22 protein-coding genes are annotated in these 25,480 nt (G+C 59.5%); 13 read left to right on the forward strand and 9 right to left on the reverse strand.

The genetic code is table 11. From position 1 onward, the window contains the following. Positions 1-166: 166 nt before the first annotated feature. The 6 genes from ASD60_RS12725 to aspA all read right to left on the reverse strand — a co-directional run bounded on the left by ASD60_RS12725 (position 167) and on the right by aspA (position 8,017). A complete protein-coding gene (locus ASD60_RS12725) occupies positions 167-1,267 on the reverse strand; it encodes a polyamine ABC transporter substrate-binding protein (RefSeq protein ID WP_056854334.1) in 1,101 nt (366 codons plus the stop codon). A gap of 12 nt (positions 1,268-1,279) precedes the next feature. Further along, positions 1,280-2,311, reverse strand: coding sequence for a histone deacetylase family protein (locus ASD60_RS12730; protein WP_056854335.1), 1,032 nt, complete (start codon positions 2,309-2,311; stop codon positions 1,280-1,282). Positions 2,312-2,468: 157 nt separating this feature from the next. Next, positions 2,469-3,461 (reverse strand): AraC family transcriptional regulator, encoded by a 993-nt coding sequence (locus ASD60_RS12735; RefSeq protein WP_056854336.1) that lies wholly within the window; start codon positions 3,459-3,461, stop codon positions 2,469-2,471. A 173-nt stretch (positions 3,462-3,634) separates the two neighbouring features. Further along, on the reverse strand, positions 3,635-4,639 hold the full coding sequence (locus ASD60_RS12740; RefSeq protein WP_056854337.1) for an asparaginase: 1,005 nt from the start codon (positions 4,637-4,639) through the stop codon (positions 3,635-3,637). 77 nt (positions 4,640-4,716) lie between these two features. Then, a complete protein-coding gene (locus ASD60_RS12745; protein WP_056854338.1) occupies positions 4,717-6,165 on the reverse strand; it encodes an alanine/glycine:cation symporter family protein in 1,449 nt (482 codons plus the stop codon). A gap of 427 nt (positions 6,166-6,592) precedes the next feature. Continuing rightward, positions 6,593-8,017 (reverse strand): aspartate ammonia-lyase, encoded by a 1,425-nt coding sequence (aspA, locus tag ASD60_RS12750; protein WP_056854339.1) that lies wholly within the window; start codon positions 8,015-8,017, stop codon positions 6,593-6,595. A gap of 180 nt (positions 8,018-8,197) precedes the next feature. Between aspA and ASD60_RS12755 the strand changes: the two genes are divergently transcribed. After that, a complete protein-coding gene (locus tag ASD60_RS12755) occupies positions 8,198-9,106 on the forward strand; it encodes a LysR substrate-binding domain-containing protein (RefSeq protein WP_056854340.1) in 909 nt (302 codons plus the stop codon). Between the two features lie 36 nt (positions 9,107-9,142). On the opposite strand, the gene ASD60_RS28840 is transcribed toward ASD60_RS12755, so the two are convergent. Continuing rightward, positions 9,143-9,835, reverse strand: a complete 693-nt coding sequence (locus ASD60_RS28840) for a hypothetical protein (protein WP_156386262.1) — start codon at positions 9,833-9,835, stop codon at positions 9,143-9,145. A 368-nt stretch (positions 9,836-10,203) separates the two neighbouring features. On the opposite strand from ASD60_RS28840, the gene purE reads away from it, so the two are divergent. The 4 genes from purE to ASD60_RS12775 all read left to right on the forward strand — a co-directional run bounded on the left by purE (position 10,204) and on the right by ASD60_RS12775 (position 12,759). Next, on the forward strand, positions 10,204-10,695 hold the full coding sequence (gene purE / locus ASD60_RS12760; protein ID WP_034149342.1) for a 5-(carboxyamino)imidazole ribonucleotide mutase: 492 nt from the start codon (positions 10,204-10,206) through the stop codon (positions 10,693-10,695). 11 nt (positions 10,696-10,706) lie between these two features. After that, a complete protein-coding gene (locus ASD60_RS12765) occupies positions 10,707-11,789 on the forward strand; it encodes a 5-(carboxyamino)imidazole ribonucleotide synthase (RefSeq protein ID WP_056854341.1) in 1,083 nt (360 codons plus the stop codon). A gap of 105 nt (positions 11,790-11,894) precedes the next feature. Beyond that, positions 11,895-12,140 carry a GlsB/YeaQ/YmgE family stress response membrane protein gene (locus tag ASD60_RS12770; protein ID WP_056854342.1) on the forward strand — a complete coding sequence of 82 codons (246 nt, stop codon included), beginning with the start codon at positions 11,895-11,897 and terminating at the stop codon, positions 12,138-12,140. Between the two features lie 82 nt (positions 12,141-12,222). After that, a complete protein-coding gene (locus ASD60_RS12775) occupies positions 12,223-12,759 on the forward strand; it encodes a DUF3299 domain-containing protein (protein WP_056854381.1) in 537 nt (178 codons plus the stop codon). Positions 12,760-12,884: 125 nt separating this feature from the next. Here the strand turns inward: ASD60_RS12775 and ASD60_RS12780 are convergent, their stop codons facing one another. Both ASD60_RS12780 and ASD60_RS12785 read right to left on the reverse strand, forming a co-directional pair. Then, the gene (locus ASD60_RS12780; RefSeq protein ID WP_056854343.1) at positions 12,885-13,784 is read right to left on the reverse strand and encodes a D-hexose-6-phosphate mutarotase; all 900 of its coding nucleotides are present in this window, start codon (positions 13,782-13,784) and stop codon (positions 12,885-12,887) included. 74 nt (positions 13,785-13,858) lie between these two features. Then, positions 13,859-14,263 (reverse strand): acyl-CoA thioesterase, encoded by a 405-nt coding sequence (locus ASD60_RS12785; RefSeq protein WP_007896491.1) that lies wholly within the window; start codon positions 14,261-14,263, stop codon positions 13,859-13,861. A 361-nt stretch (positions 14,264-14,624) separates the two neighbouring features. Between ASD60_RS12785 and ASD60_RS12790 the strand changes: the two genes are divergently transcribed. From ASD60_RS12790 to ASD60_RS12825, 8 genes are all read left to right on the forward strand, one after another. Then, positions 14,625-15,923, forward strand: coding sequence for an MFS transporter (locus tag ASD60_RS12790; RefSeq protein ID WP_056854344.1), 1,299 nt, complete (start codon positions 14,625-14,627; stop codon positions 15,921-15,923). Between the two features lie 256 nt (positions 15,924-16,179). Next, positions 16,180-17,178, forward strand: coding sequence for a phosphate ABC transporter substrate-binding protein PstS (locus ASD60_RS12795; RefSeq protein WP_056854345.1), 999 nt, complete (start codon positions 16,180-16,182; stop codon positions 17,176-17,178). 254 nt (positions 17,179-17,432) lie between these two features. Continuing rightward, positions 17,433-19,715 carry an ABC transporter permease subunit gene (locus ASD60_RS12800; protein WP_056854346.1) on the forward strand — a complete coding sequence of 761 codons (2,283 nt, stop codon included), beginning with the start codon at positions 17,433-17,435 and terminating at the stop codon, positions 19,713-19,715. Between the two features lie 15 nt (positions 19,716-19,730). Then, positions 19,731-21,401, forward strand: a complete 1,671-nt coding sequence (gene pstA / locus ASD60_RS12805; RefSeq protein WP_056854347.1) for a phosphate ABC transporter permease PstA — start codon at positions 19,731-19,733, stop codon at positions 21,399-21,401. Positions 21,402-21,557: 156 nt separating this feature from the next. Then, entirely contained in the window at positions 21,558-22,391 is an 834-nt protein-coding gene (gene pstB / locus ASD60_RS12810) for a phosphate ABC transporter ATP-binding protein PstB (protein ID WP_020797931.1), read from the forward strand. A 72-nt stretch (positions 22,392-22,463) separates the two neighbouring features. Beyond that, positions 22,464-23,225: a phosphate signaling complex protein PhoU gene (phoU, locus tag ASD60_RS12815; protein WP_008150055.1), complete on the forward strand. Its 762-nt coding sequence runs from the start codon at positions 22,464-22,466 to the stop codon at positions 23,223-23,225. A gap of 167 nt (positions 23,226-23,392) precedes the next feature. Continuing rightward, positions 23,393-24,316 (forward strand): response regulator, encoded by a 924-nt coding sequence (locus ASD60_RS12820; protein WP_056854348.1) that lies wholly within the window; start codon positions 23,393-23,395, stop codon positions 24,314-24,316. A gap of 223 nt (positions 24,317-24,539) precedes the next feature. Further along, a complete protein-coding gene (locus tag ASD60_RS12825; protein WP_056854349.1) occupies positions 24,540-25,460 on the forward strand; it encodes a peptidoglycan DD-metalloendopeptidase family protein in 921 nt (306 codons plus the stop codon). Positions 25,461-25,480: the final 20 nt, after the last annotated feature.

A 25,480-nucleotide genomic window follows, 5' to 3' on the forward strand; every position in this document is an offset into this window, starting at 1 on the left:
AACACCCGTGGCGAGGGAGCTTGCTCTCGATGCGCTGCAGTCCCTTTCAGGACCGCTCCGCGCTCCAGCGGGAGCAAGCTCCCTCGCCACAGGATGCCAGCGTTCTCTTAAGTGAACAGCATTACGCCATAAGCGGGTCTTCACTGGCGCGCAAACACTGGCTCGTTCAGGTTCCGGATTTGATCTTGGTCCACGCCCGGGTGCGCGCGCGTTCGGCATCGCGCGGCAGCGGTTGCAGGGTGTAGAGCGTGCTCATCGCCGTGTCGGTCGGATACAGGTTCGGGTTGTTGCGGATGGCCGGGTCGACCATTTCCGTGGCGTCCTTGTTCGGGTTCGGGTAACCGACGAAATCGCTCACCGGCGCGATCACCTGAGGTTGCAGCAAGTAGTTGATGAAGGTGTAGGCGTCTTCCGGGTTCTTCGCGCCCTTGGGAATGGCAAGCATGTCGAACCAGATCGGCGCGCCTTCCTTCGGCAGGCGCATGTCGACGGTCACACCGTTTTTGGCTTCCTTGGCGCGGTTGGCCGCCTGGGAGAAGCTGCCGGAGTAACCGACCGCGACGCAGATGTCGCCGTTGGCGATGTCGGCCATGTACTTGGAAGAGTGGAAGTAAGTGACGTACGGACGGATTTTCATCAGCAGTGATTCAGCCTTGGCGTAGTCCGCAGGCTTTTTGCTGTTGGGATCGAGGCCGAGGTGTTGCAGGGCCAGAGGCAGGATCTCCGAGGGCGAGTCGAGCAGGGCGACGCCGCACTGCTTGAGCTTGCTGATGTTTTCTTCCTTGAAGATCAGGTCCCAGCTGTCCACGGGAGCGTTGTCACCCAGCACGGCCTTGACCTTGTCCGGGTTGAAGCCGATCAGGATCGTGCCGTACATGTAGGGCACGGCAAATTTGTTGCCCGGGTCATTGGCTTCGATCAGCTTCATCAGCTTGGGATCGAGGTGGTTCCAGTTCGGCAATTTGCTGCGGTCCAGAGGCTGGAATACGCCCGCTTCAATTTGCTTGGCGAGGAACACATTGGACGGCACCACCACGTCGTAGCCGGAGTTGCCGGTCAGCAGTTTGGCTTCCAGCGCTTCGTTGGTATCGAAGATGTCGTAGACCAGTTTGGTCTGCGCGTTCTGTGCCTTGAAGTCTTCCAGGGCTTTGGGCGTGATGTAGTCGAACCAGTTGTAGACACGCAACGTTCGTTCTTCGGCCTGTGCGGCACCGCTCAGTACCGTGGCGCAAAGCGCAGGGACGATTAAACGCTTGAGATTCTTCATGCTTGTATTTCCTCAGCAAGCGCTTTCAAAACCTTCGAGAACGTTCACGGCGTTGATACCGATTTCTTCGACTGCGTACCCGCCTTCCATCACGAACAGCGTCGGTACGCCTAGCTTGGCGATGCGCTTGCCCATGGCCAGGTAATCCGGACTGTCGAGCTTGAACTGCGAGATCGGGTCGTCCTTGAACGTGTCGACGCCCAGGGACACGACAACGATGTCGGCGCCATAGCTTTGGATCTCTTTGCAAGCGTGTTCCAACGCTGCACTCCAGGTGTCCCAGCCGCTGCCGGCAGGCAACGGATAGTTGAAGTTGAAACCTTCACCGGCGCCTTCACCCAATTCGTCTTCATAGCCGAGGAAGAATGGAAACTCGGCTTCCGGGTGACCATGGATCGAAGTGAACAGCACATCGCTGCGCTCGTAGAAAATCGATTGAGTGCCATTGCCGTGGTGGTAGTCGACGTCGAGAATCGCGACCTTTTTGTGGCCCTGATCGAGGAATGCCTGGGCAGCGATGGCCGCGTTGTTGAGGTAGCAATAACCTCCCATCAAGTCGCCGGCAGCGTGGTGTCCTGGTGGGCGGCAGAGGGCGAAGGCGCTGCGGGCGCCGCGCTGGATTTCGGCTTGGGCCGTGAGCGCAACTTGCGCTGCACTGTACGCTGCCTGCCAGGTGCCGGCGGTGATCGGGGCGCCGCCATCGAAACTGTAGTAACCCAGTTCACCATGCAGGCTCGTGGGTTTGACGCGACGCAGCGTGCGCGCGGGCCAGGTGTAGGGCAGCAAGTCACCGTCGGTGTTGAACTCGGTCCAGCGTGCCCAGGCGCCTTTGAAAAAGTCGAGATAATCGCGGCTGTGGATACGCGCGATCGGTTCGAGGCCGAAATCCTTCGGCGCCTCCACTGGGCCGAGATTCTGCTTTTGCACTCTGCCAAGCACGTGGTCGGCCCGCGATGGCATTTCGAAGCAGGGCTTGAGTTGCCCGTCTATCAATTCGCAGCGGCCATGGTGCAGGTGGTGATCGTCTGAGTAGATCGTCAGCATTTGTTGTTCTCCGCAGGGCTGGTTCGGTTGAGCACAGTCTTGCGGCGCAGACGATTCAGGAGAACGGCAGGAAAGGCCAAAAGGGGATCGATGTGGCCAAAACATTTGACCGAAATTCGCCTCTCGAATAACGCTGCAAAACCCGTAGGAGTGAGTATCAGGGCCGGAACTGGCTCGGCGCGACACCGCTCCAGCGCACAAACGCATGACGAAAACTGGCGGTCTCGCTGAACCCCAGGGCCTCGGCGATTTGATAGATCGGCAGTTGATCCTCGCACAGCATTTGTTTGGCCTGCTCGAAGCGCAGTTCGTCGAGCAGTTCCTGATAACTGCATCCCAGATCTTTCAGATGCCGACGCAAGGTGCGCGCCGAACAATTCATCTGCTCGGCCAGCCCTTCAAGCCCTGGCGCGGCGTTCAATTGCGCACGGAGCAACTGCCGAATCCGCCCTAACCAGGCCTGGCGCCCCGTGAATTCGAGGTTCTGCTTGCGGCAACGTTCGGCCATGGCCTGGTGGGTGATGACATCGGCCAGCGGCAATGGCTGGTCGAGCCAGCGCTTGTCGAAGGCAAAGGCGTTGTCCCGCGCCCCAAAGAGCAGCGGGCAATTGAAATGTTCGGCGTAGGTCGATTCATAGTCGGGCGCGGCATGTTCGAAGCGTGCAGCCAGCAACGGCAGTGAATGCCCGAGCAGATCGTCGCAGGTGACTTTCAACGACACCAGGCAAAACTCCGCGTTGAACACGGCCATCGCCGGGCTCTCACGGTAGTCGGCCGCGACGAACCAGATACGCTCGCCATCGTCTTCCAGGCTCAATTCGAAAAATGTTCCCAGCAACGCCGGATACCGCATCGCCAACCGTAAAGCGTCACCGAAGGTGGCACTGGTGAGCAGGGCGTAACCAAGCATGCCGTAGCAGGAAACGTGCATTCGCCGCCCCAGTTCCAGGCCGATGTCACGCTTGAGCGCAACGGCGTTGGCGCAGACCTGCATTTCCTGATTGGTGGTGATGCGCGTGTCGGCCCGGTGCAGGTCCGCCGCACTGATGCCGCTGCCGGCCAGCAGCGCCTCGCTGGACAAACCTTCGGCCTTGAAGACGTTGAGGATCAGCGAGACGGCGTTGAGCGTGGTGAGGTGGGAGTGGAGCATGGGAGGTTCCAGCCTTGGGATGGCTGGAACGCAGCAAGTTGCATGCCTGCTTCAACGTGTTGCGTGTCGCAAATAACCAACCCGTAGGAGCGAGGCTTGCCCGCGAAGCTTTTGGCGTACTTGAGGCCGCGTTCGCGGGCAAGCTTCGCTCCTACAGATTTTTGTGGAGCGGGTCAGATCAACTCGCCGCAGAGGTCCAGTTCTGCCAGGCGGCGCACCTCGGCGGTATCGAGCCCGGCGCTCAACAGCGCATGCAACTTGCCGAACGCCGCCTCACGGGTCATGCCGCCACCCGACAGCACGCCCACACCGCGCAAGCGACTGCCAGCCTCATACACATCCAGCTCCACGCCACCTTCATGGCACTGAGTCACGGCGACAACGACAACGCCTTTATCCCGCGCCCGCTCCAGGCTGGCGAGGAACGCCGGGTTGTCGCTCGGCCCCGTGCCGCTGCCGTAGCACTCCAGCACCAGGCCTTGAATGCCGCTGTCGAGCAGGCCGTCGAGAATCCCGGCGCTGATGCCGGGAAACAATGGCAGCACCGCGACATTCGCCAATTGTCGGGGCTGGTTGTAGTTCAACGGCGCCGGGATCGAAACCGCTTTCACGCCGCCACCCTGGCGCTCCAGGCGCTTGAATGGATGCCGGCCGAAACTGCGCACCTTGGCGCAACGGGTCGGGGCCAGCAGTTCGCCGTGGAAATACAGTTGCACGCCCGGCGCCAGGCCTTGGCCCAAGGCAACCAGCGCACCGCTGAGGTTTTCCCAGGCATCGCTGTCCGTTACGCCGGCCGGCAACATGGAACCGGTGAACACCACGCGAGCCTTCAGGCCGAGCAACTGAAAGCTCATGGCTGCGGCGCTGTAGGCCAGGGTATCGGTGCCATGCAGGATCAGCACGCTGTCGCAGCCCTGGACATCCACCGCATCGACCACCGCTTCACGCAGTTGCTGCCAATACGCGGGGGTCATGTTGGCACTGTCGATCAGCGGCGACATCTCGCGAAAGCGCCATTGCGGTACGACGAGATCAGGCTGGCTGTGCAGGTATTCGCGCATCCGCGCTTCGAAACCGGACGCCGGGGCCAGGCCGTTGGCGCTCGCCTGCATGCCGATGGTGCCGCCGGTATAGAGCACCATGACGTGCTGGGCGGCAGGATAGGTCGACGAATTCATGGAGCTGCTCCGAGAACGATGATGTCCTGTAGGAGCCAGCAAGCCGGCTCCTACAGGGGATTTCGCACTTTAACCGATCAGCGTTGCGCTGCGGTCACACCTTGCGGCTCAGCCTGGTTCTGAACGGCGGCCGGTGGATTCGCCGGCCAGGCCTGACGATCCAGATCCAGATCCGGGAACTTGCTCGAATCGAACACCGGCGTCTTGATCCCGGCGGCGCGCTGATCATCGTAGTCACGCAGGATGCGCATGCCGACCTTGAACAACAGGGCCAGCGCGATCAGGTTGACGAAAGCGAGCAGGGTCATGGTGATGTCGGCGAAGGCGAACACGGTGCCGAGGTTTTCGATGGCGCCCCAGAAAATCAGCACCAGTACCAGCGCTCGATAACCCATCAACGCCTTGCGGTTTTCACCGATCAAAAAGCGCAGGTTGTTTTCGCCCAGGTAGTAGTTGTAGAGGATCGAGGTGAACACGAACAACGCCAGCGCCACGGAAATGAACATCCGGCCCCAGTCACCGACCACTGCTGCCAGGGAGTTCTGGGTCAGGGCAATGCCGTCGCCTTCGAAGCCCGGGGTGTAGAAGCCCGAGAGCAGGATCAGCAACGCCGTGCAGGTGCAGATCACGAAGGTATCGAGGAACACACTGAACGCTTGAACCACGCCTTGCGCCACCGGGTGCTCGACCGCTGCCACCGCTGCCACGTTAGGCGCACTGCCCAGGCCCGCTTCGTTGGCGAACACGCCGCGTTTGACGCCCATGATAATGGCGCTGCCCACCAGTCCACCAAAGGCCTGGTCCAGACCGAAGGCGCTCTTGACGATGGTCATCAGCATGCCCGGCACCTGGTCGAATTGCAGCACGATCACGTAAATGGTCACGCCGATGTAGACCAGGGTTTTCACCGGCACCAGCAGGTCGGCGACCTTGGCGATGCGCTTGATCCCGCCGATGAACACCAGGCCCAGCAGCACGGCCAGACCGAGGCCGGTGTAAGTCGTGTCGAGGCCGAATGCGTTGTTCAGCGAGTGAGTCACGGCGTGGGCTTGCAAGCCGTTGAAGGCGAACCCGAAGGTCACCAGCAACAGAAAAGCCATCAACATGCCGAGCCAGCGTTTTTGCAGACCGTGCTGGATGTAATAGGACGGGCCGCCACGGAACTGACCTTCCGAGTCGCAGCGCTTGTAGAGCTGGCCCAGGGAGCATTCGAAGAAGCTGCTGGACATGCCGACCAGTGCGGTCACCCACATCCAGAACACCGCGCCTGGGCCGCCGAGTGTCACAGCGATACCGACACCGGCAATGTTGCCCGCACCGACGCGGCCGGCGAGGCTGAGCATCAGGGCCTGGAACGAACTGAGTTGCCCGGCGCTGCTTTTGAGGCTGTCGCGGAACACCGCGAACATGTGGAAGAAATGACGCAATTGAACGAAACGCGAGCGGATCGTGAAGTAGCTACCGAGCCCGACAATGAGCACGATCAGTACTTTCCCTGAGAGGAAGTCGTTAATGACTTCGAGCATGGATTATTCCTCGCTGTTTTTTGTGTAGGCAACAATGCTGGCCGGACAGACACATCGAGTTACATCAGTTGGCGCTCGGCACAACAGGCGGGTCGATGTTCGTCCCGGTTTCATATCGCGGGTTTGTTATTAGTTCGGGTTTCGCATGGGTTGTGGTCTCGCTACCGACGACCGCTCACGCGAAGAGGGGCGGCACTATACCGATGACAGTGCCGTCCGTCTGCACGGTTGTGGTGCAAGCACGCAATTGCAGGCGCAAGGCTTGCCCGCGATGGCGATTGTGAGAACGCCATCGCGGGCAAGCCTTGCTCCTACAGCTGTAAAAAAATCAAAAAAAAGGGCCGGGAGAGTGATCTCCAAGCCCTCAAAAGGTGAGAGGTGTCTAGTCCCTCGACCTGGTGAGCGGTGCTACAGGTAACGCGTCGGTTCAGGCTTTAAGCGGAACCAGACGCGGAGCAATCATGTTTTCCGGGCGCAGGATGTCGGCGAGCATGGCTTCGTCGAGCAGACCTTCTTCGCGCACCAGTTCCAGCACGCCACGGCCGCTTTCGAGGGCGATACGGGCGATGCGGGTGGCGTTTTTGTAGCCGATGTACGGGTTCAGTGCGGTGACCAGGCCGATCGAGTGTTCGACCAGTTCACGGCAGCGTGCTTCGTTGGCGGTGATGCCGACGATGCAGTGCTCGCGCAGCATGTCCATGGCGCGTTGCAGCAGGCGGATCGAGTCGAGGATCTTGAAAGCGATCAGCGGTTCCATCACGTTCAGTTGCAGCTGGCCGCCTTCGGCCGCCATGGTCAGCGCCAGATCGTTACCGATGACCTGGAAGGCCACCTGGTTAACGGCTTCCGGAATCACCGGGTTGACCTTGCCGGGCATGATCGAGCTGCCTGGCTGACGTGCCGGCAGGTTGATTTCGTTGATGCCGGTGCGTGGGCCGCTGGACAGCAGGCGCAAGTCGTTGCAGATCTTCGACAGCTTGACCGCGGTGCGCTTGAGCATGCCGGAGAACAGTACGAAGGCACCCATGTCGGAGGTGGCTTCGATCAGGTCGGCGGCGGGAACCAGTGGCTGACCGCTGATCAGGGCCAGGCGCTGCACAGCCAGGGCTTGATAGCGTGGGTCGGCGTTGATGCCGGTACCGATCGCGGTGCCGCCCAGGTTCACTTCAGTCAGCAGTTCCGGGGCCAGCGTCTTGAGACGGGCCAGGTCTTCGCCCATGGTGGTGGCGAAAGCACGGAACTCTTGACCCAGGGTCATCGGCACAGCGTCTTGCAGCTGGGTACGACCCATCTTCAGGACGTGGTTGAATTCTTCACCTTTGGCCGCGAATGCCTGAATCAGGCTGTCGAGGCTGGCCAGCAGCGCATCGTGACCCAGCAGCAGACCCAGGCGGATCGCGGTCGGGTAAGCGTCGTTGGTCGACTGCGCCATGTTGACGTCGTCGTTCGGGTGCAGGTACTGGTATTCGCCTTTCTCGTGACCCATCGCTTCCAGAGCAATGTTGGCGATCACTTCGTTGGCGTTCATGTTGGTGGAAGTACCGGCGCCACCTTGAATCATGTCGACCACGAATTCTTCGTGGAAATCACCGCGGATCAGTCGAGCACAGGCTTCGCTGATGGCCGCGTGCTTGGTTTCGCTCAAGTGGCCCAGCTCACGGTTGGCGTCTGCAGCGGCCTGTTTGACCATTGCCAGACCTACAACCAGTTTCGGGTAATGCGAAATCGGCACACCGGAGAGACGGAAGTTGTTCACCGCCCGCAGTGTCTGGATGCCGTAATACGCATGAGCCGGTACTTCGAGGGCGCCAAGCAGGTCGTTTTCTGTGCGGAATGATGCAGCGGAAGACATGATAGAAATCATCTCGATATTAACCCGGTCTGTGCCGGAACACTGCAAATGCTAGGCTTGTGGAGCATTTTGGGCCAATGCTGTTAAACACTGCCCTATGCATATTCGGCATAATGCCGATGTGACGTCGCGTTCGTGGCGAGCGTGTGACCTAAATTGGTGCGTGTCCGGGAGGACGTGATGAATCTGGAAAGTAAATGGCTGGAGGACTTCAGTGCTCTGGCGGCCACCCGCAGCTTTTCCCAGGCCGCGGAACGGCGCTTCGTGACCCAGCCTGCCTTCAGCCGGCGCATCCGCAGCCTCGAAGCGGCATTGGGGCTGACCCTGGTCAATCGCTCGCGCACACCCGTGGAGCTGACGGCGGCGGGGCAACTGTTTCTGGTCACCGCGCGCACCGTGGTCGAACAGCTCGGCGAAGTGCTGCGCCACCTGCACCATCTGGAAGGCGGGCAGGGGGAAGTGATGCAGGTCGCGGCTGCCCACTCATTAGCGCTGGGTTTTTTCCCGCGCTGGATCGCGCAGTTGCGCAACGAAGGTTTGAATATTGCCACGCGACTGGTCGCAACCAACGTCGGCGATGCGGTGCATGCCTTGCGTGAAGGCGGCTGCGACTTGATGCTGGCGTTCTACGACCCGGACGCGGCGATGCAGATGGATCCGGAAATCTTCCCCTCGCTGCACCTTGGCCAGACCGAAATGCTCCCGGTATGCGCCGCAGATGCCGATGGCAAGCCGTTGTTCGATCTGGAAGGCGAGGCCAGCGTGCCGCTGCTGGCCTACAGTGCCGGTGCGTTCCTCGGGCGTTCAGTCAATGGTCTGTTGCGCCAGCGCCAGCTGCGGTTTACCACGATCTACGAAACCGCCATGGCCGACAGCCTCAAGAGCATGGCGCTGGAAGGGCTGGGAATTGCCTGGGTGCCGCAGCTCAGTGTGCGCGCCGAATTGGCGCGCGGTGAACTGGTGGTCTGCGGGGGACCGCAGTGGCACGTACCTCTGGAGATTCGCTTGTATCGTTGCGCTTTGGTACGCAAGGCCAACGTACGGTTGTTGTGGCGCAAACTGGAAGGCGGCGTTGCTGCCAATACTTGAAATGGCGAGACGCTCACCGATGTGTGATTCGACGGGTTATGGAGCATCACGCAGATAACTTCTGATGCGATCACGATTTGGGTCGGTATATACGTAGCAGTTGGAGAGGAGCGGATTGACCTTGGCTGCCATGAAAGTTTCGCACCACCATCCGTTATATCTGACTTCGGCGAGCTCATGTTGTGCATCGAGCATATGACCAAGTTCATGTCCAACAAGTTGTTTGTGGCTTAATGCTGCCAGTGCAAATTGTTGTCCTCCCCCTGCAAGGCCAAATACGTTGTTGGTCATTCCATCATTGGTAAGCAACATAAATTTTGTGGTTCTGCCTGTAGGGAGATTTTTTGCATCACGGTAGGCTGTACCCAGATCTCTCCATCCATCATAGGAGGCCTGAGTTTCGCCCTTGTAGGAGTAGTTCGTGTAAGGCGGGGTGTTGCGTACGAATATGACCGAAACATCACGTCCCGTTGTAGTTCTCAGTTCTCTGATGACCGGCGCGAAGTGATCGGGATAGAGGGAAGGGATCTTATCTTCCGGTACATCATCGTGGACAAAAGCAAATACGAATATTGGTCTTTTTTCCACGGGTATACTGCTGCGCATACTTGGAGTTTCAGGTTGTGCAATCGGCCAGGGCGTTTCGTCTTTTACGACGGTGGCCGAAGCGGTTTGATTGATAATTGAAGTAAAAAGCAAAGTGGTGAAAAGTGTGTAGAGTATTTGCATATTTATACGCTCGGGATAATTGGATTTTTATTTGGAAGATGTAATGTCATCCGCGAACATTAATATGACTTTTAAGTTAGCTTGTATCGCATAGTTATGTTTCGAACAGTGTGGAAGTCCAGTTCTAAGAAAAATGATCGAGGGGCTATTCGCTCTGACTTTCAAGTCAATAAAATCGGTTGTTGCGAGCAAAACCACTCCAGCGACACTTGGTCGTATCGGGGGCTGTTTATCTGCCGTATTGCGGTATACTGCGCGGCCTTCGGCCGGTTACGACCGGCCATAATTCGTACAATCAAGCCACGCATTCTGCGTGGCTTGTTGTTTTTTGATGCGCCTGCGGGCGCCCAGAGAGAAGAGGCACGACGATGAGTGCATTGGTTGGCGTGATCATGGGCTCGAAGTCCGATTGGTCCACCCTTAGCCACACCGCCGATATGCTGGAAAAGCTCGGCATTCCTTATGAGGTGAAGGTGGTTTCTGCCCACCGCACCCCGGATCTGCTGTTCCAGTACGCTGAAGAAGCCGAGGCGCGTGGCATCGAGGTGATCATCGCCGGTGCCGGTGGCGCGGCCCACTTGCCTGGCATGTGTGCAGCCAAGACCCACCTGCCGGTGCTGGGCGTGCCGGTGCAGTCGGCGATGCTCTCGGGCGTCGATTCGCTGCTCTCCATCGTGCAGATGCCTGCCGGTATTCCGGTTGCCACCCTGGCCATCGGCAAGGCTGGCGCGATCAACGCTGCGCTGTTGTCGGCAAGTATCCTGGGCGCCAAGCACCCGCAGTTTCATGAAGTGCTGAAAACCTTCCGTGCTGAGCAGACAGACAGCGTCCTGGAAAATCCAGACCCACGCATCGCCTGAGGTTGTTGACGATGAAGATCGGTGTAATCGGTGGCGGCCAGTTGGGTCGCATGTTGGCGCTGGCGGGCACTCCGCTGGGAATGAACTTCGCTTTCCTCGACCCGGCGCCGGACGCTTGCGCGGCAGCATTGGGCGAACACCTGCGGGCCGATTACGGCGATCAGGATCACCTGCGCCAGTTGGCCGATGAAGTCGATCTGGTGACCTTCGAATTCGAAAGCGTACCGGCGGAAACCGTCGCGTTCCTGTCGCAATTCGTTCCGGTCTATCCGAGTGCCGAAGCCCTGCGCATTGCTCGCGATCGCTGGTTCGAAAAGAGCATGTTCAAGGACCTGGGCATTCCAACCCCGGCATTCGCCGACATTCAGTCCCAGGCTGACCTGGACGCCGCCGTGGCTTCCATCGGTCTGCCGGCGGTACTGAAAACCCGCACCCTGGGCTACGACGGCAAGGGCCAGAAAGTCCTGCGCACCCCTGAAGACGTGGTTGGCACGTTCGCCGAGCTGGGCAGCGTGGCTTGCCTGCTGGAAGGTTTCGTGCCGTTCACTGGTGAGGTCTCACTGATCGCCGTACGTGCCCGCGATGGTGAAACCCGTTTTTATCCGCTGGTGCACAACACCCACGACAGCGGCATCCTCAAGCTGTCCGTGGCCAGCACCGATCACCCGTTGCAAGCCTTGGCCGAAGACTACTCCAGTCGCGTACTCAAGCAGCTGAATTATGTCGGCGTGATGGCATTCGAATTCTTTGAGGTCGACGGTGGCCTCAAGGCCAACGAAATCGCCCCGCGGGTGCACAACTCCGGGCACTGGACCACCGAAGGCGCCGAATGCAGTCAGTTCGAAAACCACTTGCGGGCCGTTGCCGGTCTGCCGCTGGGTTCGACGGCCAAGGTCGGCGAGAGCGCCATGCTCAACTTCATTGGCCAAGTGCCTGAGACCGAGAAAGTCCTGGCCATCGCCGATTGCCATCTGCATCACTACGGCAAGGCATTCAAGGTCGGCCGCAAGGTTGGCCACGCCAATCTGCGTTGTGCAGACCGTGAAACGCTGGCTGCACAGATCCTCAAAGTCGAAGCGCTCATCGCCGAATAAACAGTTTCACGTGGCAGCGGCGGAACCATTGCGGTGCCGCCGTTCTCTCATGGCAGGATGCCAAAGTCTGGCTAGGCTAAAGCCAATCAATCAGAGGGAAATGCCATGGGAATTATCGGAACCATCTTTATCGGCTTGATCGTCGGCCTGCTGGCGCGGTTCCTGAAGCCGGGCGATGACAGCATGGGCTGGATCATGACCATCCTGCTCGGTATCGGCGGTTCGCTGGCGGCTACTTATGGCGGCCAGGCGTTGGGCATTTACCAGGCGGGCGAAGCTGCCGGTTTCATCGGTGCGCTGGTGGGCGCGGTGGTGTTGCTGGTGATCTACGGCCTGATCAAAAAGAACTGATTCAAGCGACAAAGTCCTCTCGGCTGCGCAGTCCGGGAGGACTAGAATGCTCGGCGATTTCCTTTCCTTGCCGAGCATTTCCATGCGACGTCTTCTGCTTGCTGTTGTTTTAATGGGTGCGGGTCTCGCCCACGCCGGCGAACTGCCGGAAACCGATTGGCTCGAACTGATGCCCAAATCGGATCAGAAAGCCCTCGAGGCCATGCCTGAAATCGACCACGACTCCCCCGAAGCCAATGGCACCTTTACCGAAAAGGGTGGCATGAAGCAGAGCAAAGGCTTGCCGGCGGTGATGTACTCGACCAAAACCGTAGCGTCGATGAACGACAAGAACATCCGCCTCGGTGGTTATCCGGTGCCGCTGGAGTCCGACGCCAAGGGCAACAGCACGCTGTTTTTCCTTGTGCCATACCCGGGCGCCTGCATTCATGTGCCCCCACCGCCACCCAATCAATTGGTGCTGGTGCGCTATCCCAAGGGCTTGAAGCTCAATGATATCTACACGCCGCTGTGGGTCACCGGCACGCTGAAAGTCGAGAAGGTCAGCAATGACCTGGCGGATGCGGCCTATGCGCTGGATGCGTCAAAAGTCAGAGTGGTGAAAGAGGCCGATCTCTAACAGCAACCCGAAACAACTGTGGGAGCCAGCCTGCTGGCGATAGCGGTCTGTCAGATACTTATAAGTTGACTGACACCACGCCATCGCCATCAGGCTGGCTCCCACATTTTTTATTGCGATGTTGCCTAGAGCGGTTTGCTGCCGATGCTCACGCCCAGGGTATGGCTCGCACCTGGCGCCAGGTTCACCACATCACCCATCACGTTCGCCGTTTCGATGCACAACATGCGTTGCCAGCCATCGTCGGCCATGTCGCTGAACGCCGCGGCGCGCTCGGTCCACGGGTTCCAGATCACCGCCGTGCGCGAACCGGTACTGCTCAGTTCGATACGTCGTTCCCAGGTCGGGTCGACGATGCTCAGCAATGGCGGGGTGTCGAGGTAGATGCGGTCGGTTTCGCCGGTAAAGCGCAGGTCGCCGGACTGTTGCCGGGTTGCCCAGTCTTCCAGGGTTTCGATGTAGCTCAAGCCGTCCACGCCTTCGACTTGCACATTGCGCACATCGCTGACGGCGAAATAACTGTGCAGGGCCTGGCTGATGGTGACGGTTTCATCGCCCACGTTGTGGCTGGTCAGGCTGATGTGCAGTTGCTCGTCCAGGCGAATGCTCAGCTTCAGGTTCACCCGATGTGGCCAGCCTGGCAATCCACCTTCGGGGCAGGGCAGGAGGAATTCGATTTTCAGGCTTTCGCCTTCGGCCTCGATGCCGCCCAATTCCCAGTCCATTGCTCGCACCAGGCCATGAGCCGTTGGCGCCTCGTCGCTCACGCGCATCGCCTTCACGCTCTGCGGATTGCGCTCGAAGTTACCGAACCACGGCCAGCACACTGGCACGCCGGCGCGAATGCTTTTGCCCGTCTTGAACACCGCCTCATCGTTGAGCCAGATCAGCGGCGGCTGCCCCGCCAGTTGATAACTGAGGATGTGCGCGCCTTGCTGGGCCACCAGTAATTCGGCCTGGCCGTGACGGATGCGCCAGCAGTTCAGTTCATCCAGTTTGACGGCTTCAACGTTGGGCGTGTTCATGGGACAGCTCTCGATCGGTAACAGGACTGCAATGGACCGTGAATCGGTCGTCGGGTTTAACGCTTCCCGGTTTTTTAGCGAGCTCTGGGCGGAACCGAGCGGGTGCGGCCGCTGCCATCGATGGCAACGAACACGAATACCGCCTCAGTGACTTTGCGCCATTCGCTGGAGAGCGGATCGTCGCTCCAGACCTCGACCATCATCTGGATCGAGCTGCGGCCGATTTCCAGTGCCTGGGTATAGAAGGAGAGCTGGGCGCCCACCGCCACGGGTACCAGAAACGCCATACGGTCGATGGCGACTGTGGCGACGCGCCCGCCAGCCACCTTGCTGGCCATCGCGGTGCCGGCCAAATCCATCTGCGCCACCAGCCAGCCGCCAAAAATATCGCCAAAGCCGTTGGTTTCGCGGGGAAGTGCGGTGATTTGCAAGGCCAGGTCGCCTTGCGGGATCGGATCTTCTTGTTCGAGCTCTATCATGCCGGGGGTGCCTCTGACCCGTGACTCTTCGTTGGTGCTGCTGGTGGTAGCCGTCTTCGGGAAAAACGATTCAGCACCGAACATACTACGTTCGTCACGTTTTCCATAAGGCGCCTAAAGGGAAACTCTGCGAAATCGCCTATGACCCTGAAGGCGCTTTCGCACAGCAACCCTTGCAAGCCGTTGCACAGTTGCGAGTATATCGGTCGGTAGACTCCGAGACGACCGTCCGGTTCTCATTTTGACCGTCAATTACGCACCTCTATGTGCTTTTTTGAACAATTTGCTATCGTGCCGGTCCTGCCCGAGCCTTGCCAGCGTTGTTGGGGCGGCAGACCTGACTATAAGAGAAGCCCTTGCCATGACTACAGCGCCCTCGAGTATCGCGCAGCCATCCCAATCCGCACGTCCGCTGACCCGCAACGACTACAAGACACTTTCGTTGTCAGCCCTGGGCGGGGCGCTGGAATTTTACGATTTCATTATTTTCGTGTTCTTCGCGACGGTGGTGGGCAAGCTGTTCTTCCCGGCGGACATGCCTGAATGGCTGCGTTTGATGCAGACCTTCGGCATTTTTGCTGCCGGGTATCTGGCGCGGCCGCTGGGTGGCATCGTGATGGCGCACTTCGGCGATCTGCTGGGGCGCAAGAAGATGTTCACCCTGAGCATTTTCATGATGGCCGTGCCGACCCTGATCATGGGCCTGCTGCCGACTTACGCGCAGATCGGCATGTGGGCGCCGATTCTGTTGCTGCTGATGCGGGTCATCCAGGGCGCGGCGATTGGTGGTGAAGTGCCTGGCGCCTGGGTCTTCGTTTCCGAACACGTGCCGCAAAAACATATCGGCTACGCCTGCGGGACCCTGACCAGCGGCCTGACGGCAGGCATCCTCTTGGGTTCTCTGGTCGCTACGGCGATCAACAGCATTTACACCCCGGGGGAAGTGGCGGATTACGCCTGGCGGATTCCGTTCCTGCTGGGCGGCGTGTTCGGCCTGTTCTCGGTGTACCTGCGCCGCTGGCTGCACGAAACCCCGGTGTTTGCCGAACTGCAACAACGCAAGGCCCTGGCCGAAGAAGTGCCGTTGCGTGCGGTGTTGCGTGACCATCGCGGCGCCATCGCCATTTCGATGCTGCTGACCTGGCTGCTGTCCGCCGCCATCGTGGTCTTGATCCTGATGACTCCGACCGTGCTGCAGACGGTCTACCACTTCGCGCCGACCACCTCCCTGCAGGCGAACAGTCTGGCGATCGTGTTCCTGAGCGTTGGCTGCATCATTGCCGGCGCATTGGCCGATCGCTTTGGAGCGGGGCGGGTCTTCGTCTTTGGCTGCACCGCATTGCTGGCCAGTTCCTGGACCTTCTATCACAGCCTGGTCGATCATCCTGACTGGTTGTTCCCGTTGTATGCGCTGACCGGCCTGCTGGTCGGCACCATCGGTGCGGTGCCGTACGTGATGGTCAAGGCGTTCCCGCCGGTGGTTCGTTTCAGCGGTTTGTCGTTTTCCTACAACGTGGCTTACGCGATTTTCGGTGGTTTGACGCCGATGATCGTCAGCCTGTTGCTCAAGGAGAGTGCGATGGGGCCTGCCTATTATGTGGCGGTGCTGTGCGGGGTGGGGATTGTGGTGGGTGCGTATCTCTGGAAGAAGGGGCGTTAGTTCTGGCCTCATCGCCAGCAAGCCGGCTCCAGTCCTGTGCAGGAGCCGGCTTGTAACCGATCGTTCCCACGCTCTGCGTCCGCTTTTGAGTGGGACGCAGAGCGTCCCGAGATGCATTCCCACGCGGAGCGCGGGAACGATCTAGAAGCCCAATACTGGCCTTTCATCCAATTGTCATATTTCAGCCATAGAGTGTTCACACGGCCTGCTGATACTTGGCCCCGACTTAACACACCCTATCTGCTAGGAGTAAGGCATGAAACTGAAGCGTTTGATGGCGGCAATGACTTTTGTCGCTGCTGGCGTTGCGACTGCCAACGCGGTTGCCGCTGTTGACCCTGCTATCCCGAGCTACACCAAGACCACTGGTGTGTCGGGCAACCTGTCCAGCGTCGGCTCCGATACCCTGGCCAACCTCATGACCCTCTGGGCTGAGAACTACAAGAAAGAATACCCGAACGTAAACATCCAGATTCAGGCCGCCGGTTCGTCTACCGCGCCACCTGCGCTGACTGAAGGCACCGCTAACCTGGGCCCGATGAGCCGCAAGATGAAGGATAACGAACTGCAAGCCTTCGAAACCAAATACGGTTACAAGCCAACCGCTATTCCGGTGGCTGTGGATGCCTTGGCCGTGTTCGTGCACAAGGACAACCCGATCAAAGGCCTGACCATGGCTCAGGTCGATGCCATTTTCTCCTCGACCCGTCTGTGCGGCGCTAAAAGCGACGTTAAAACCTGGGGTGACCTGGGGGTGACCGGTGACCTGGCCAACAAGCCGGTACAACTGTTCGGCCGCAACTCGGTATCCGGCACCTACGGCTACTTCAAGGAAGAGGCCCTGTGCAAAGGCGACTTCAAGCCAAACGTCAACGAACAGCCAGGTTCGGCTTCGGTTGTGCAGTCGATCAGCAGCTCGCTGAACGGCGTTGGTTATTCGGGCATTGGCTACAAGACCGCCAGCGTGAAAACCGTTGCCCTGGCCAAGAAAGATGGCGGTGAATTCATCGAAGACACCGAAGAAAACGCCCTGAATGGCAAGTACCCGCTTTCGCGCTTCCTGTACGTGTATGTCAACAAGGCCCCGAACAAGCCTCTGGCCCCGCTGGAAGCCGAGTTCGTGAAGCTGGTTCTGTCCAAACAGGGCCAGGAAGTAGTGGTGAAGGACGGTTACATCCCTCTGCCAGCCAAGGTTGCTGCAAAAGCACTGGCTGACCTGGGTTTGCAAGAAGGTAGCAGCGTAGCAAAGAAGTAAAACCCTAGGCCCGGGGTTCGCCCCGGACCTGTAGGAGCAAGGCTTGCCCGCGATGGCGTCAGACCATTCAACAAATAGCTGACTGGCAGACTGCAATCGCGAGCAAGCTTTGCTCCTACAACGGCTCCAGGGTGGCCATACAGGCGACCCCGGCCCTCCAAATTTCCGATCCACTGCCAGTTCCCGCTGGCGGCGGATTTGTTGCGTCACTGCACTGTCATCTTTCTGTCATACAGGATCGCTAGGGTGTGCGAATGAATGATCTGGCCAATTCCAACATGACTACTAATCCCCCCAAGCGAATTGATTTCAATACGCCTGAGTTGCAACGCAAGCGCCGCATTCGCGCGCTTAAAGATCGCTTCACGCGCTGGTACGTCCTGATCGGCGGCCTGGCTGTGCTGGCAGCCATCACCCTGATTTTCTTCTTCCTTGCCTACGTCGTTGCGCCCCTGTTCCAGGGTGCCAGCCTGACGTCCAAGGACGCGATCACGCCGGCCTGGATGCAAGACGCCGGCAAGCCGTTGATGTTTTCCCTGGAAGAGCAGAACCAGGTGGCCATGCGGGTTTCAGACAAAGGCCAGGCATTGTTCTTCGATATCGACAGTGGCGCCGAACTCAAGCGCGTCGATTTGCCTGTTCCGGCCGGCGCTACCGTGACCTCCATCGGTAAAGACCAGCCAGGTCATCCGCTGGTGGCGGTAGGTCTGTCCAATGGTCAGGCCCTGGTGTTCCGTCACACGTACAAGGTCAGCTATCCGGACGGCAAGAAAACCATCTCGCCAGCCATCGAGTATCCGTATGGCGAAGCGCCGATCGCGGTGAACGAAGCGGGCGGTGTGCTGGAGCACGTCAGCCTCAACGCGACTGATTCGACCCTGATGCTGGTGGGTTCCACCGGTTCGCAACTCAATGTTTTGTCGCTGACCAGCGAAGAAAACATGATGACCGGTGAAATCACCAACGAGCAGACGCGCATCGATTTGCCGCAAATGACCGAGCCGGTGAAGAACATCTTTGTCGACCCGCGTCAGCAGTGGTTATACGTGATTAACGGTCGTGCCCAGGCCGACGTATTCAGCCTGCGCGACAAGAGCCTGAACGGTCGCTACAAATTGCTGGAAAACGGCGACGCTGAAATCACCGCCAGTACGCAGCTGGTCGGTGGTATCTCGCTGATTCTTGGCGATTCCAAAGGTGGCCTGGCCCAGTGGTTCATGGCCCGCGACCCGGATGGCGAACAGCGCCTGAAGCAGATCCGCACCTTCCAGATGGGCACCACGCCTATCGTTGAAATCACCGCCGAAGAGCGCCGCAAGGGCTTCGTCGCCCTCGACGCCTCCGGCAAGCTCGGCGTGTTCCACAGCACCGCGCACCGCACCTTGCTGGTTGACCAGGTGGTTGAAGGCGAGGGCCTGTTCGGTCTGTCGCCGCGGGCCAACCGCGTCATCGTGGAAGCCGGCGGCAAGCTGCAACCGTTGCTGCTCGATAACCCGCACCCGGAAGTGTCGTGGAGCGCGTTGTGGAGCAAGGTCTGGTACGAGAACTACGACGAGCCTAAATACGTCTGGCAATCGACCGCCGCCAACACTGACTTCGAACCGAAACTGAGCCTGTCGCCGCTGACCTTCGGTACCTTGAAAGCCGCTTTCTACGCCATGCTGCTGGCAGCGCCGCTGGCCGTCGCCGCCGCAATCTACACCGCGTACTTCATGGCCCCGGGCATGCGCCGCAAGGTCAAGCCGGTGATCGAGCTGATGGAAGCGATGCCGACGGTGATCCTCGGTTTCTTCGCCGGTCTGTTCCTCGCACCCTATGTCGAAGGGCACTTGCCGGGCATCTTCAGCCTGTTGATGTTGCTACCGATCGGCATTCTGGTGGCGGGTTTTGCCTTCAGTCGCCTGCCTGAATCGATCCGCCTGAAAGTCCCGGACGGCTGGGAAAGTGCGCTGTTGATCCCGGTGATCCTGTTCGTGGGCTGGCTGTCGTTGTACATGAGTCCGTTCATGGAGAACTGGTTCTTCGGCGGCGACATGCGCATGTGGATCTCCCACGACTTAGGGATTACCTACGACCAGCGCAACGCACTGGTGGTCGGCCTGGCCATGGGCTTTGCGGTGATCCCGAACATCTACTCCATCGCTGAAGATGCCGTGTTCAGTGTGCCGCGTGGCTTGACTCTCGGTTCGTTGGCCCTCGGTGCCACGCCTTGGCAGACCATGACCCGCGTGGTGATCCTCACCGCCAGCCCGGGCATCTTCTCGGCACTGATGATCGGCATGGGCCGTGCGGTCGGTGAAACCATGATCGTGCTGATGGCCACCGGTAACACCCCGGTCATGGAAATGAACCTGTTCGAAGGCCTGCGCACCCTGGCCGCCAACGTCGCGGTGGAAATGCCCGAGTCGGAAGTCGGCGGCAGCCACTACCGCGTGCTGTTCCTTTCGGCGCTGGTGTTGCTGTTGTTCACCTTCGTCATGAACACCCTCGCGGAACTGATTCGTCAGCGTCTGCGCAAGAAATACTCGTCGCTTTAAGAAAGGTAGAAGTCTGTGAAACAGAACTCCCTGAAAGGATGGTTCAAGAGCGGCGCCCCCGGCGTCTGGATCAGCGGTGGCGCGGTGTCCATCGCGGTCATCATGACCATTGGCCTGCTGGCAGTGATTGCCGTGCGCGGTCTGGGTCACTTCTGGCCGGCGGACCTGGTGCATGCCAGCTACGACGTGCCGGGCCAGGCCAATCACTTGGTGATCGGCGAAATCGTACAGAAGGAAGAAGTGCCGCGAGCGCGTCTGAAGAGCGCCGGTTTGCCGGTGCCAGACGAAGGCCCCGAATTCATGACCCGCGAGCTGATCAAGGTCGGCAACCGTGACTTGAATGGCACCGACTTCACCTGGATCGTCGGCGAGTGGCTGACCAACCAGAAGACTCCGGTCGAATTGATGGCGCTGGAGCGCCGTGAATGGGGCAACTTCTACGGTTACCTGGTCAACGTCAAACAGGATGGCAAGATCATTGCCGAGGGTGAAGCTGCCTGGCCTGAGCTGCAAGCGCGAATCAACCGCGTGAATCAGCTGGCCGCGCAACTCAAGACCCTGGAAAAAGTCGACATCGGTGCGATCAACGCCGGTCTGGAACGCATCCGTCTGCACGGCCGCAAACTGGAACTCGATGGCAAGCTCGACGCCACCGCACAAGCGGACATGGAGTCCGAACGCGCTGAGCTGAACGCCCGTTACCAGGATGTTGAAGCGCGCCTGAATGATCTGCACGCGCAGTTCAATCGCGACAGCCTCACCGCCCGTGATGCCAACGGCAAGGAAATCGAGATTGGTCTGGGCAAGGTGGTTCACGCTTACCAGCCCAATGGCATGGGCACCCTCACCAAGATCGGCTTCTACTTCAGCAAGATCTGGGAATTCCTGAGCGACGATCCGCGTGAAGCGAACACCGAAGGCGGGATTTTCCCGGCGATCTTCGGCACCGTGATGATGACGTTGATCATGGCGATGATCGTCACCCCGTTCGGCGTGCTGGCGGCGGTGTACCTGCGCGAATACGCCAAGCAGAACACCCTGACCCGGGTGATCCGCATCGCGGTGAACAACCTCGCGGGTGTACCGGCCATTGTCTACGGCGTGTTCGGTCTGGGCTTCTTCGTTTATGTACTGGGTGGCTCGCTCGACCGCTTGTTCTTCCCTGAAGCGTTGCCGGCGCCAACCTTCGGTACGCCGGGTCTGCTTTGGGCTTCGTTGACCCTGGCACTGCTGGCGGTGCCGGTGGTGATCGTCGCCACCGAAGAAGGCCTGGCGCGGATTCCTCGCACCGTGCGTGAAGGCTCGTTGGCTCTCGGCGCGACCAAGGCTGAAACCTTGTGGAAGATCGTGCTGCCGATGGCCAGCCCGGCGATGATGACCGGCATGATCCTCGCCGTGGCCCGAGCCGCCGGTGAAGTGGCGCCGCTGATGCTGGTGGGTGTGGTGAAACTGGCGCCGTCGCTTCCGGTGGACGGCAACTACCCGTACCTGCACCTGGACCAGAAGATCATGCACCTGGGCTTCCACATCTATGACGTCGGCTTCCAGAGCCCGAACGTCGAAGCGGCACGACCACTGGTATACGCCACGGCGTTGTTGCTGGTGCTGGTGATCGCGACGTTGAACCTGTCGGCCGTCTATATCCGTAACCACCTGCGCGAAAAATACAAAGCGCTGGATAGCTGATTACTGCCGCTCCCTGTAGGAGCAAGGCTTGCCCGCGATGGCGTTTTCGAAATCGCCATCGCCAGCAAGCTGTGCTCCTACAGGGGTGGTGCTACCGCCAGGCTTTATGCCTGCAGCGGCCAATTGAACCGAATTTGTTAGCACAGGGAGCCTCCCATGCAGCACGAAGCACATACCCACGGCATCAACATGTCGGCCCTGGGTCGCGACAAACAGAGCCTGAGCCTCGAGCAGGAAACCGTAGCCATCGAAGTGCCGGGCCTGAGCCTGTTCTACGGCGACAAACAAGCCTTGTTCGACGTCAGCATGAACATCCCGAAACAGCGCGTGACCGCCTTCATCGGCCCGTCCGGCTGCGGCAAATCCACGCTGCTGCGGACCTTCAACCGCATGAATGACCTGGTCGATGGCTGCCGTGTCGAAGGCGCGATCAACCTTTACGGCAACAACATCTACCGCAAGGGCGAAGACGTCGCCGAGCTGCGTCGTCGCGTCGGCATGGTGTTCCAGAAGCCGAATCCGTTCCCGAAAACCATCTACGAGAACGTGGTTTACGGCTTGCGTATCCAGGGTATCAACAAGAAGCGCGTACTCGACGAAGCCGTCGAGTGGGCGTTGAAAGGTGCGGCGCTGTGGGACGAGGTCAAGGACCGCCTGCACGAGTCGGCATTGGGCCTGTCCGGTGGTCAGCAGCAACGTCTGGTCATTGCGCGCACCATCGCCGTGGAGCCGGAAGTGCTGTTGCTCGACGAACCGTGCTCGGCGCTCGACCCGATCTCGACGCTGAAAGTCGAAGAGCTGATTTACGAACTGAAATCGAAGTTCACCATCGTTATCGTCACCCACAACATGCAACAGGCCGCGCGGGTTTCCGACTACACGGCGTTTATGTACATGGGCAAACTGGTGGAATTCGGCGACACCGACACCCTGTTCACCAATCCGGCGAAGAAGCAGACCGAAGACTACATCACCGGTCGTTACGGCTAGCAAGCGGTTGGTTGCTCACTGAACTGACGCTGCGGCCCACCGCACCTTACCGGACGCTCCAAGGACGCCAACATGATTAGTAAAGAAGGCCTTACCCACCACATTTCCGCGCAGTTCAACGCCGAACTGGAGGAAGTACGCAGCCACCTCCTGGCCATGGGCGGGCTGGTCGAGAAGCAGGTCAACGACGCGGTGACCGCGCTGATCGAGGCCGACTCCGGCCTGGCCCAGCAGGTTCGCGAGATCGACGACCAGATCAACCAGATGGAACGCAACATCGACGAAGAATGCCTGCGCATTCTGGCCCGTCGCCAGCCGGCGGCCTCGGACTTGCGCCTGATCATCAGCATTTCCAAATCGGTGATCGACCTGGAGCGCATCGGCGACGAAGCGACCAAAATCGCCCGCCGTGCGATTCAGCTGTGCGAAGAAGGTGAAGCGCCGCGCGGTTATGTCGAGGTTCGTCACATCGGCGACCAAGTGCGCAACATGGTGCGTGATGCGCTGGACGCGTTTGCCCGTTTCGACGCCGACCTGGCGTTGTCGGTAGCGCAGTACGACAAGATCATCGACCGCGAATACAAGACCGCCCTGCGTGAACTGGCGACCTACATGATGGAAGACCCGCGCTCTATCTCGCGGGTCTTGAGCATTATCTGGGTGCTGCGTTCGCTGGAGCGGATCGGCGACCACGCGCGCAATATCTCGGAACTGGTGATTTACCTGGTGCGCGGTACCGACGTGCGTCACCTGGGCCTCAAGCGCATGAAAGAAGAAGTTGAAGGAACAAGCGGTGAAACCGCTAATGTTCCGGGCAAAGCTGACGATAAGTAAGGTTGCCCAAGTAAAGCGCCCGGCCTTTTGGCCGGGCGTTTTTGTTTGCGGCCGACGAATTCGAAAAGCAGCACCCGCGAACGAAAAGTGCCGGCGTGACTGAAGGTTTTGGCAATGTGCCATCAGCAAAGCGGTATGCTTGCCGGGATTTTTTAAAGGGGTTATGGATGAGTAAGGTCAGTGTGTTGGTCGTGGACGATGCCTCGTTCATTCGTGACCTGGTGAAGAAATGCCTGCGTAACTATTTCCCGGGCATGCGAATCGAAGACGCGGTCAACGGCAAAAAGGCTCAGGCCATGCTGGCGAAGGAAGCGTTCGACCTGGTCCTGTGCGACTGGGAAATGCCGGAAATGTCCGGCCTGGAACTGCTGACCTGGTGCCGTGAGCAGGACAGCCTCAAAAGCATGCCGTTCGTGATGGTGACCAGTCGCGGCGACAAAGAGAACGTGGTCCAGGCAATCCAGGCCGGCGTGTCCGGATACGTCAGCAAACCGTTCACCAACGAGCAACTGATCACCAAGGTCAAGCAGGCGCTGCACAAGGTCGGCAAGCTCGATGCCTTGATCAACGTTGCAGCGACTAAAACCAGCCCGGCATTCGGCAATGACTCGCTCAGTGCATTGACTGGCGGCAAACCCGCCGTGGTCGCACCGGCTGCCGTTGCACCCACACCTGCGGCCCCGGCACCGTCGCGGGGTGGCTTGCTCAACAGCCCGCCAGTCAAGGCTCCTGTAGCAGCGGCCACCGTGGGTGGAGGACGTGGCCAGGGTCAATTGCGCTTGCCGAACGGCATCCAGCAATGCGTGATCAAGGCCCTGAGCCTCAAGGAAGCGTTGTTGGTGGTCAAGCGCGCCGAAACCCTGCCGCAAGTCCTCGACAGCGCTGTGCTCGACCTGGAGCAGGGTGACAACGCCGAAACGGCGCGTCTCAATGGCTATCTGCATGCCATCGTCGCTCACGAACAGAAGCCCGACAGCGAATGGTTGCAACTGACCTTTCGCTTTGTCGACCAGGATGCGCAGAAACTCGACTACATCTCCCGCCTGATTGCCCGTGGCACGGCGCAGAAGCATTTCATTCCCGGCGCTTAAAACTGCGTCGCCCGTGAGATTGCCATCGCGAGCAAGTCGAATCGTCGCACCGTCGCTCCCACAGGGACATTGAATACCTTGTGGGAGCGGGCCGCCCGCGATGGGGCCAGAACTGTCACTGCTCATCCTCCCGTAACATCCTTTTCGAAACATCTGTCGACCACGCGGGTCAATTCCGGCTGCTAGGCTCAATCCCAAGCCTTACTCGACAGAACTCCTTCCCATGTTCGCGCGCCTGTTGTTTCTTTGTGGTTTGTCCATGGCCTGCGCTTCATCAATGGCCATGACTATCTACAAGTCCACCGATGCCAATGGCGTGGTCTCTTACAGCGATCGCCCCACGAAAGGCTCAAAGGTATTCGTTTTTCGAGATCGTATGGTCGAGCGCCTGGAGCGTCAGGTGTACTACGTGATCATGAAAAAGGATGGCGTGGACAGCGTGTATGTGCGCAATGACCTGTATGCACCGGTGGAGATCGAATTGAGTTTTGCCGGCGTGAAGAACGTCAGCGGAATTCCAGGTCGATCGATCCGCCGAGTCATTCCACTGCGCACCAGCGTTCGCCTGGCGCAGCTCACGGCGATCCGGGCCGGGAAGCCACTCGCCTATGTCCCCAAGCTCAAATATTCGCTCGGTGACCCGACAGGCACCGCTGTGGGCTATCGGTATCCCTTGCCTTGGCGTGGCGGTCCGTTCCGGATCAGTCAGGGCGCCAACGGCCCCTACAGCCACTTCGGCCCTAAAAGCCGCTACGCCATCGACATTGCCATGCCGGAGGGCACGCCGATCATCGCCGCACGGGGCGGGGTGGTGGTGAAAACCGAGAATGGCCAGAGCGGGCGTGGCACTGATGCTTCCGGCAATTTCGTGCGGGTGCTGCACGATGACGGGACCATGGGTGTGTACCTGCACCTCAAGCAAGGCTCGGTCAGGGTACGAGAGGGGCAGAAGGTGGCGGTAGGCAGTGCACTGGCCCTGTCGGGCAACACCGGCAACAGCACCGGGCCACATTTGCACTTCGTGGTGCAGCGCAATACCGGGATGGGGCTGGTGTCGATTCCGTACCGGTTCAATCAACCGGTGGGGGCGATGCCCAACTTTGCGTTGGGCAGTAGGAGCCGGCTTGCTGGCGATGAACGATAACGCGGTATCACAGGGGCACC

It is taken from the genome of Pseudomonas sp. Root562 (assembly GCF_001427125.1).
Lineage (GTDB): Bacteria > Pseudomonadota > Gammaproteobacteria > Pseudomonadales > Pseudomonadaceae > Aquipseudomonas.

Bases quoted from the DNA above. Each gene is read 5' to 3' on its own strand.
- ASD60_RS12780 (WP_056854343.1), bottom strand. From the start codon at position 13,784: ATGAACACGCCCAACGTTGAAGCCGTCAAACTGGATGAACTGAACTGC.
- ASD60_RS12745 (WP_056854338.1), bottom strand. From the start codon at position 6,165: ATGCTCGAAGTCATTAACGACTTCCTCTCAGGGAAAGTACTGATCGTG.
- phoU (WP_008150055.1), top strand. From the start codon at position 22,464: ATGATTAGTAAAGAAGGCCTTACCCACCACATTTCCGCGCAGTTCAAC.
- ASD60_RS12770 (WP_056854342.1), top strand. From the start codon at position 11,895: ATGGGAATTATCGGAACCATCTTTATCGGCTTGATCGTCGGCCTGCTG.
- ASD60_RS12785 (WP_007896491.1), bottom strand. From the start codon at position 14,263: ATGATAGAGCTCGAACAAGAAGATCCGATCCCGCAAGGCGACCTGGCC.
- ASD60_RS12755 (WP_056854340.1), top strand. From the start codon at position 8,198: ATGAATCTGGAAAGTAAATGGCTGGAGGACTTCAGTGCTCTGGCGGCC.
- ASD60_RS12790 (WP_056854344.1), top strand. From the start codon at position 14,625: ATGACTACAGCGCCCTCGAGTATCGCGCAGCCATCCCAATCCGCACGT.
- ASD60_RS12740 (WP_056854337.1), bottom strand. From the start codon at position 4,639: ATGAATTCGTCGACCTATCCTGCCGCCCAGCACGTCATGGTGCTCTAT.
- purE (WP_034149342.1), top strand. From the start codon at position 10,204: ATGAGTGCATTGGTTGGCGTGATCATGGGCTCGAAGTCCGATTGGTCC.
- ASD60_RS12825 (WP_056854349.1), top strand. From the start codon at position 24,540: ATGTTCGCGCGCCTGTTGTTTCTTTGTGGTTTGTCCATGGCCTGCGCT.
- ASD60_RS12725 (WP_056854334.1), bottom strand. From the start codon at position 1,267: ATGAAGAATCTCAAGCGTTTAATCGTCCCTGCGCTTTGCGCCACGGTA.
- aspA (WP_056854339.1), bottom strand. From the start codon at position 8,017: ATGTCTTCCGCTGCATCATTCCGCACAGAAAACGACCTGCTTGGCGCC.
- ASD60_RS28840 (WP_156386262.1), bottom strand. From the start codon at position 9,835: ATGCAAATACTCTACACACTTTTCACCACTTTGCTTTTTACTTCAATT.
- ASD60_RS12800 (WP_056854346.1), top strand. From the start codon at position 17,433: ATGAATGATCTGGCCAATTCCAACATGACTACTAATCCCCCCAAGCGA.
- ASD60_RS12795 (WP_056854345.1), top strand. From the start codon at position 16,180: ATGAAACTGAAGCGTTTGATGGCGGCAATGACTTTTGTCGCTGCTGGC.
- pstB (WP_020797931.1), top strand. From the start codon at position 21,558: ATGCAGCACGAAGCACATACCCACGGCATCAACATGTCGGCCCTGGGT.
- ASD60_RS12820 (WP_056854348.1), top strand. From the start codon at position 23,393: ATGAGTAAGGTCAGTGTGTTGGTCGTGGACGATGCCTCGTTCATTCGT.
- ASD60_RS12765 (WP_056854341.1), top strand. From the start codon at position 10,707: ATGAAGATCGGTGTAATCGGTGGCGGCCAGTTGGGTCGCATGTTGGCG.
- ASD60_RS12775 (WP_056854381.1), top strand. From the start codon at position 12,223: ATGCGACGTCTTCTGCTTGCTGTTGTTTTAATGGGTGCGGGTCTCGCC.
- ASD60_RS12730 (WP_056854335.1), bottom strand. From the start codon at position 2,311: ATGCTGACGATCTACTCAGACGATCACCACCTGCACCATGGCCGCTGC.
- ASD60_RS12735 (WP_056854336.1), bottom strand. From the start codon at position 3,461: ATGCTCCACTCCCACCTCACCACGCTCAACGCCGTCTCGCTGATCCTC.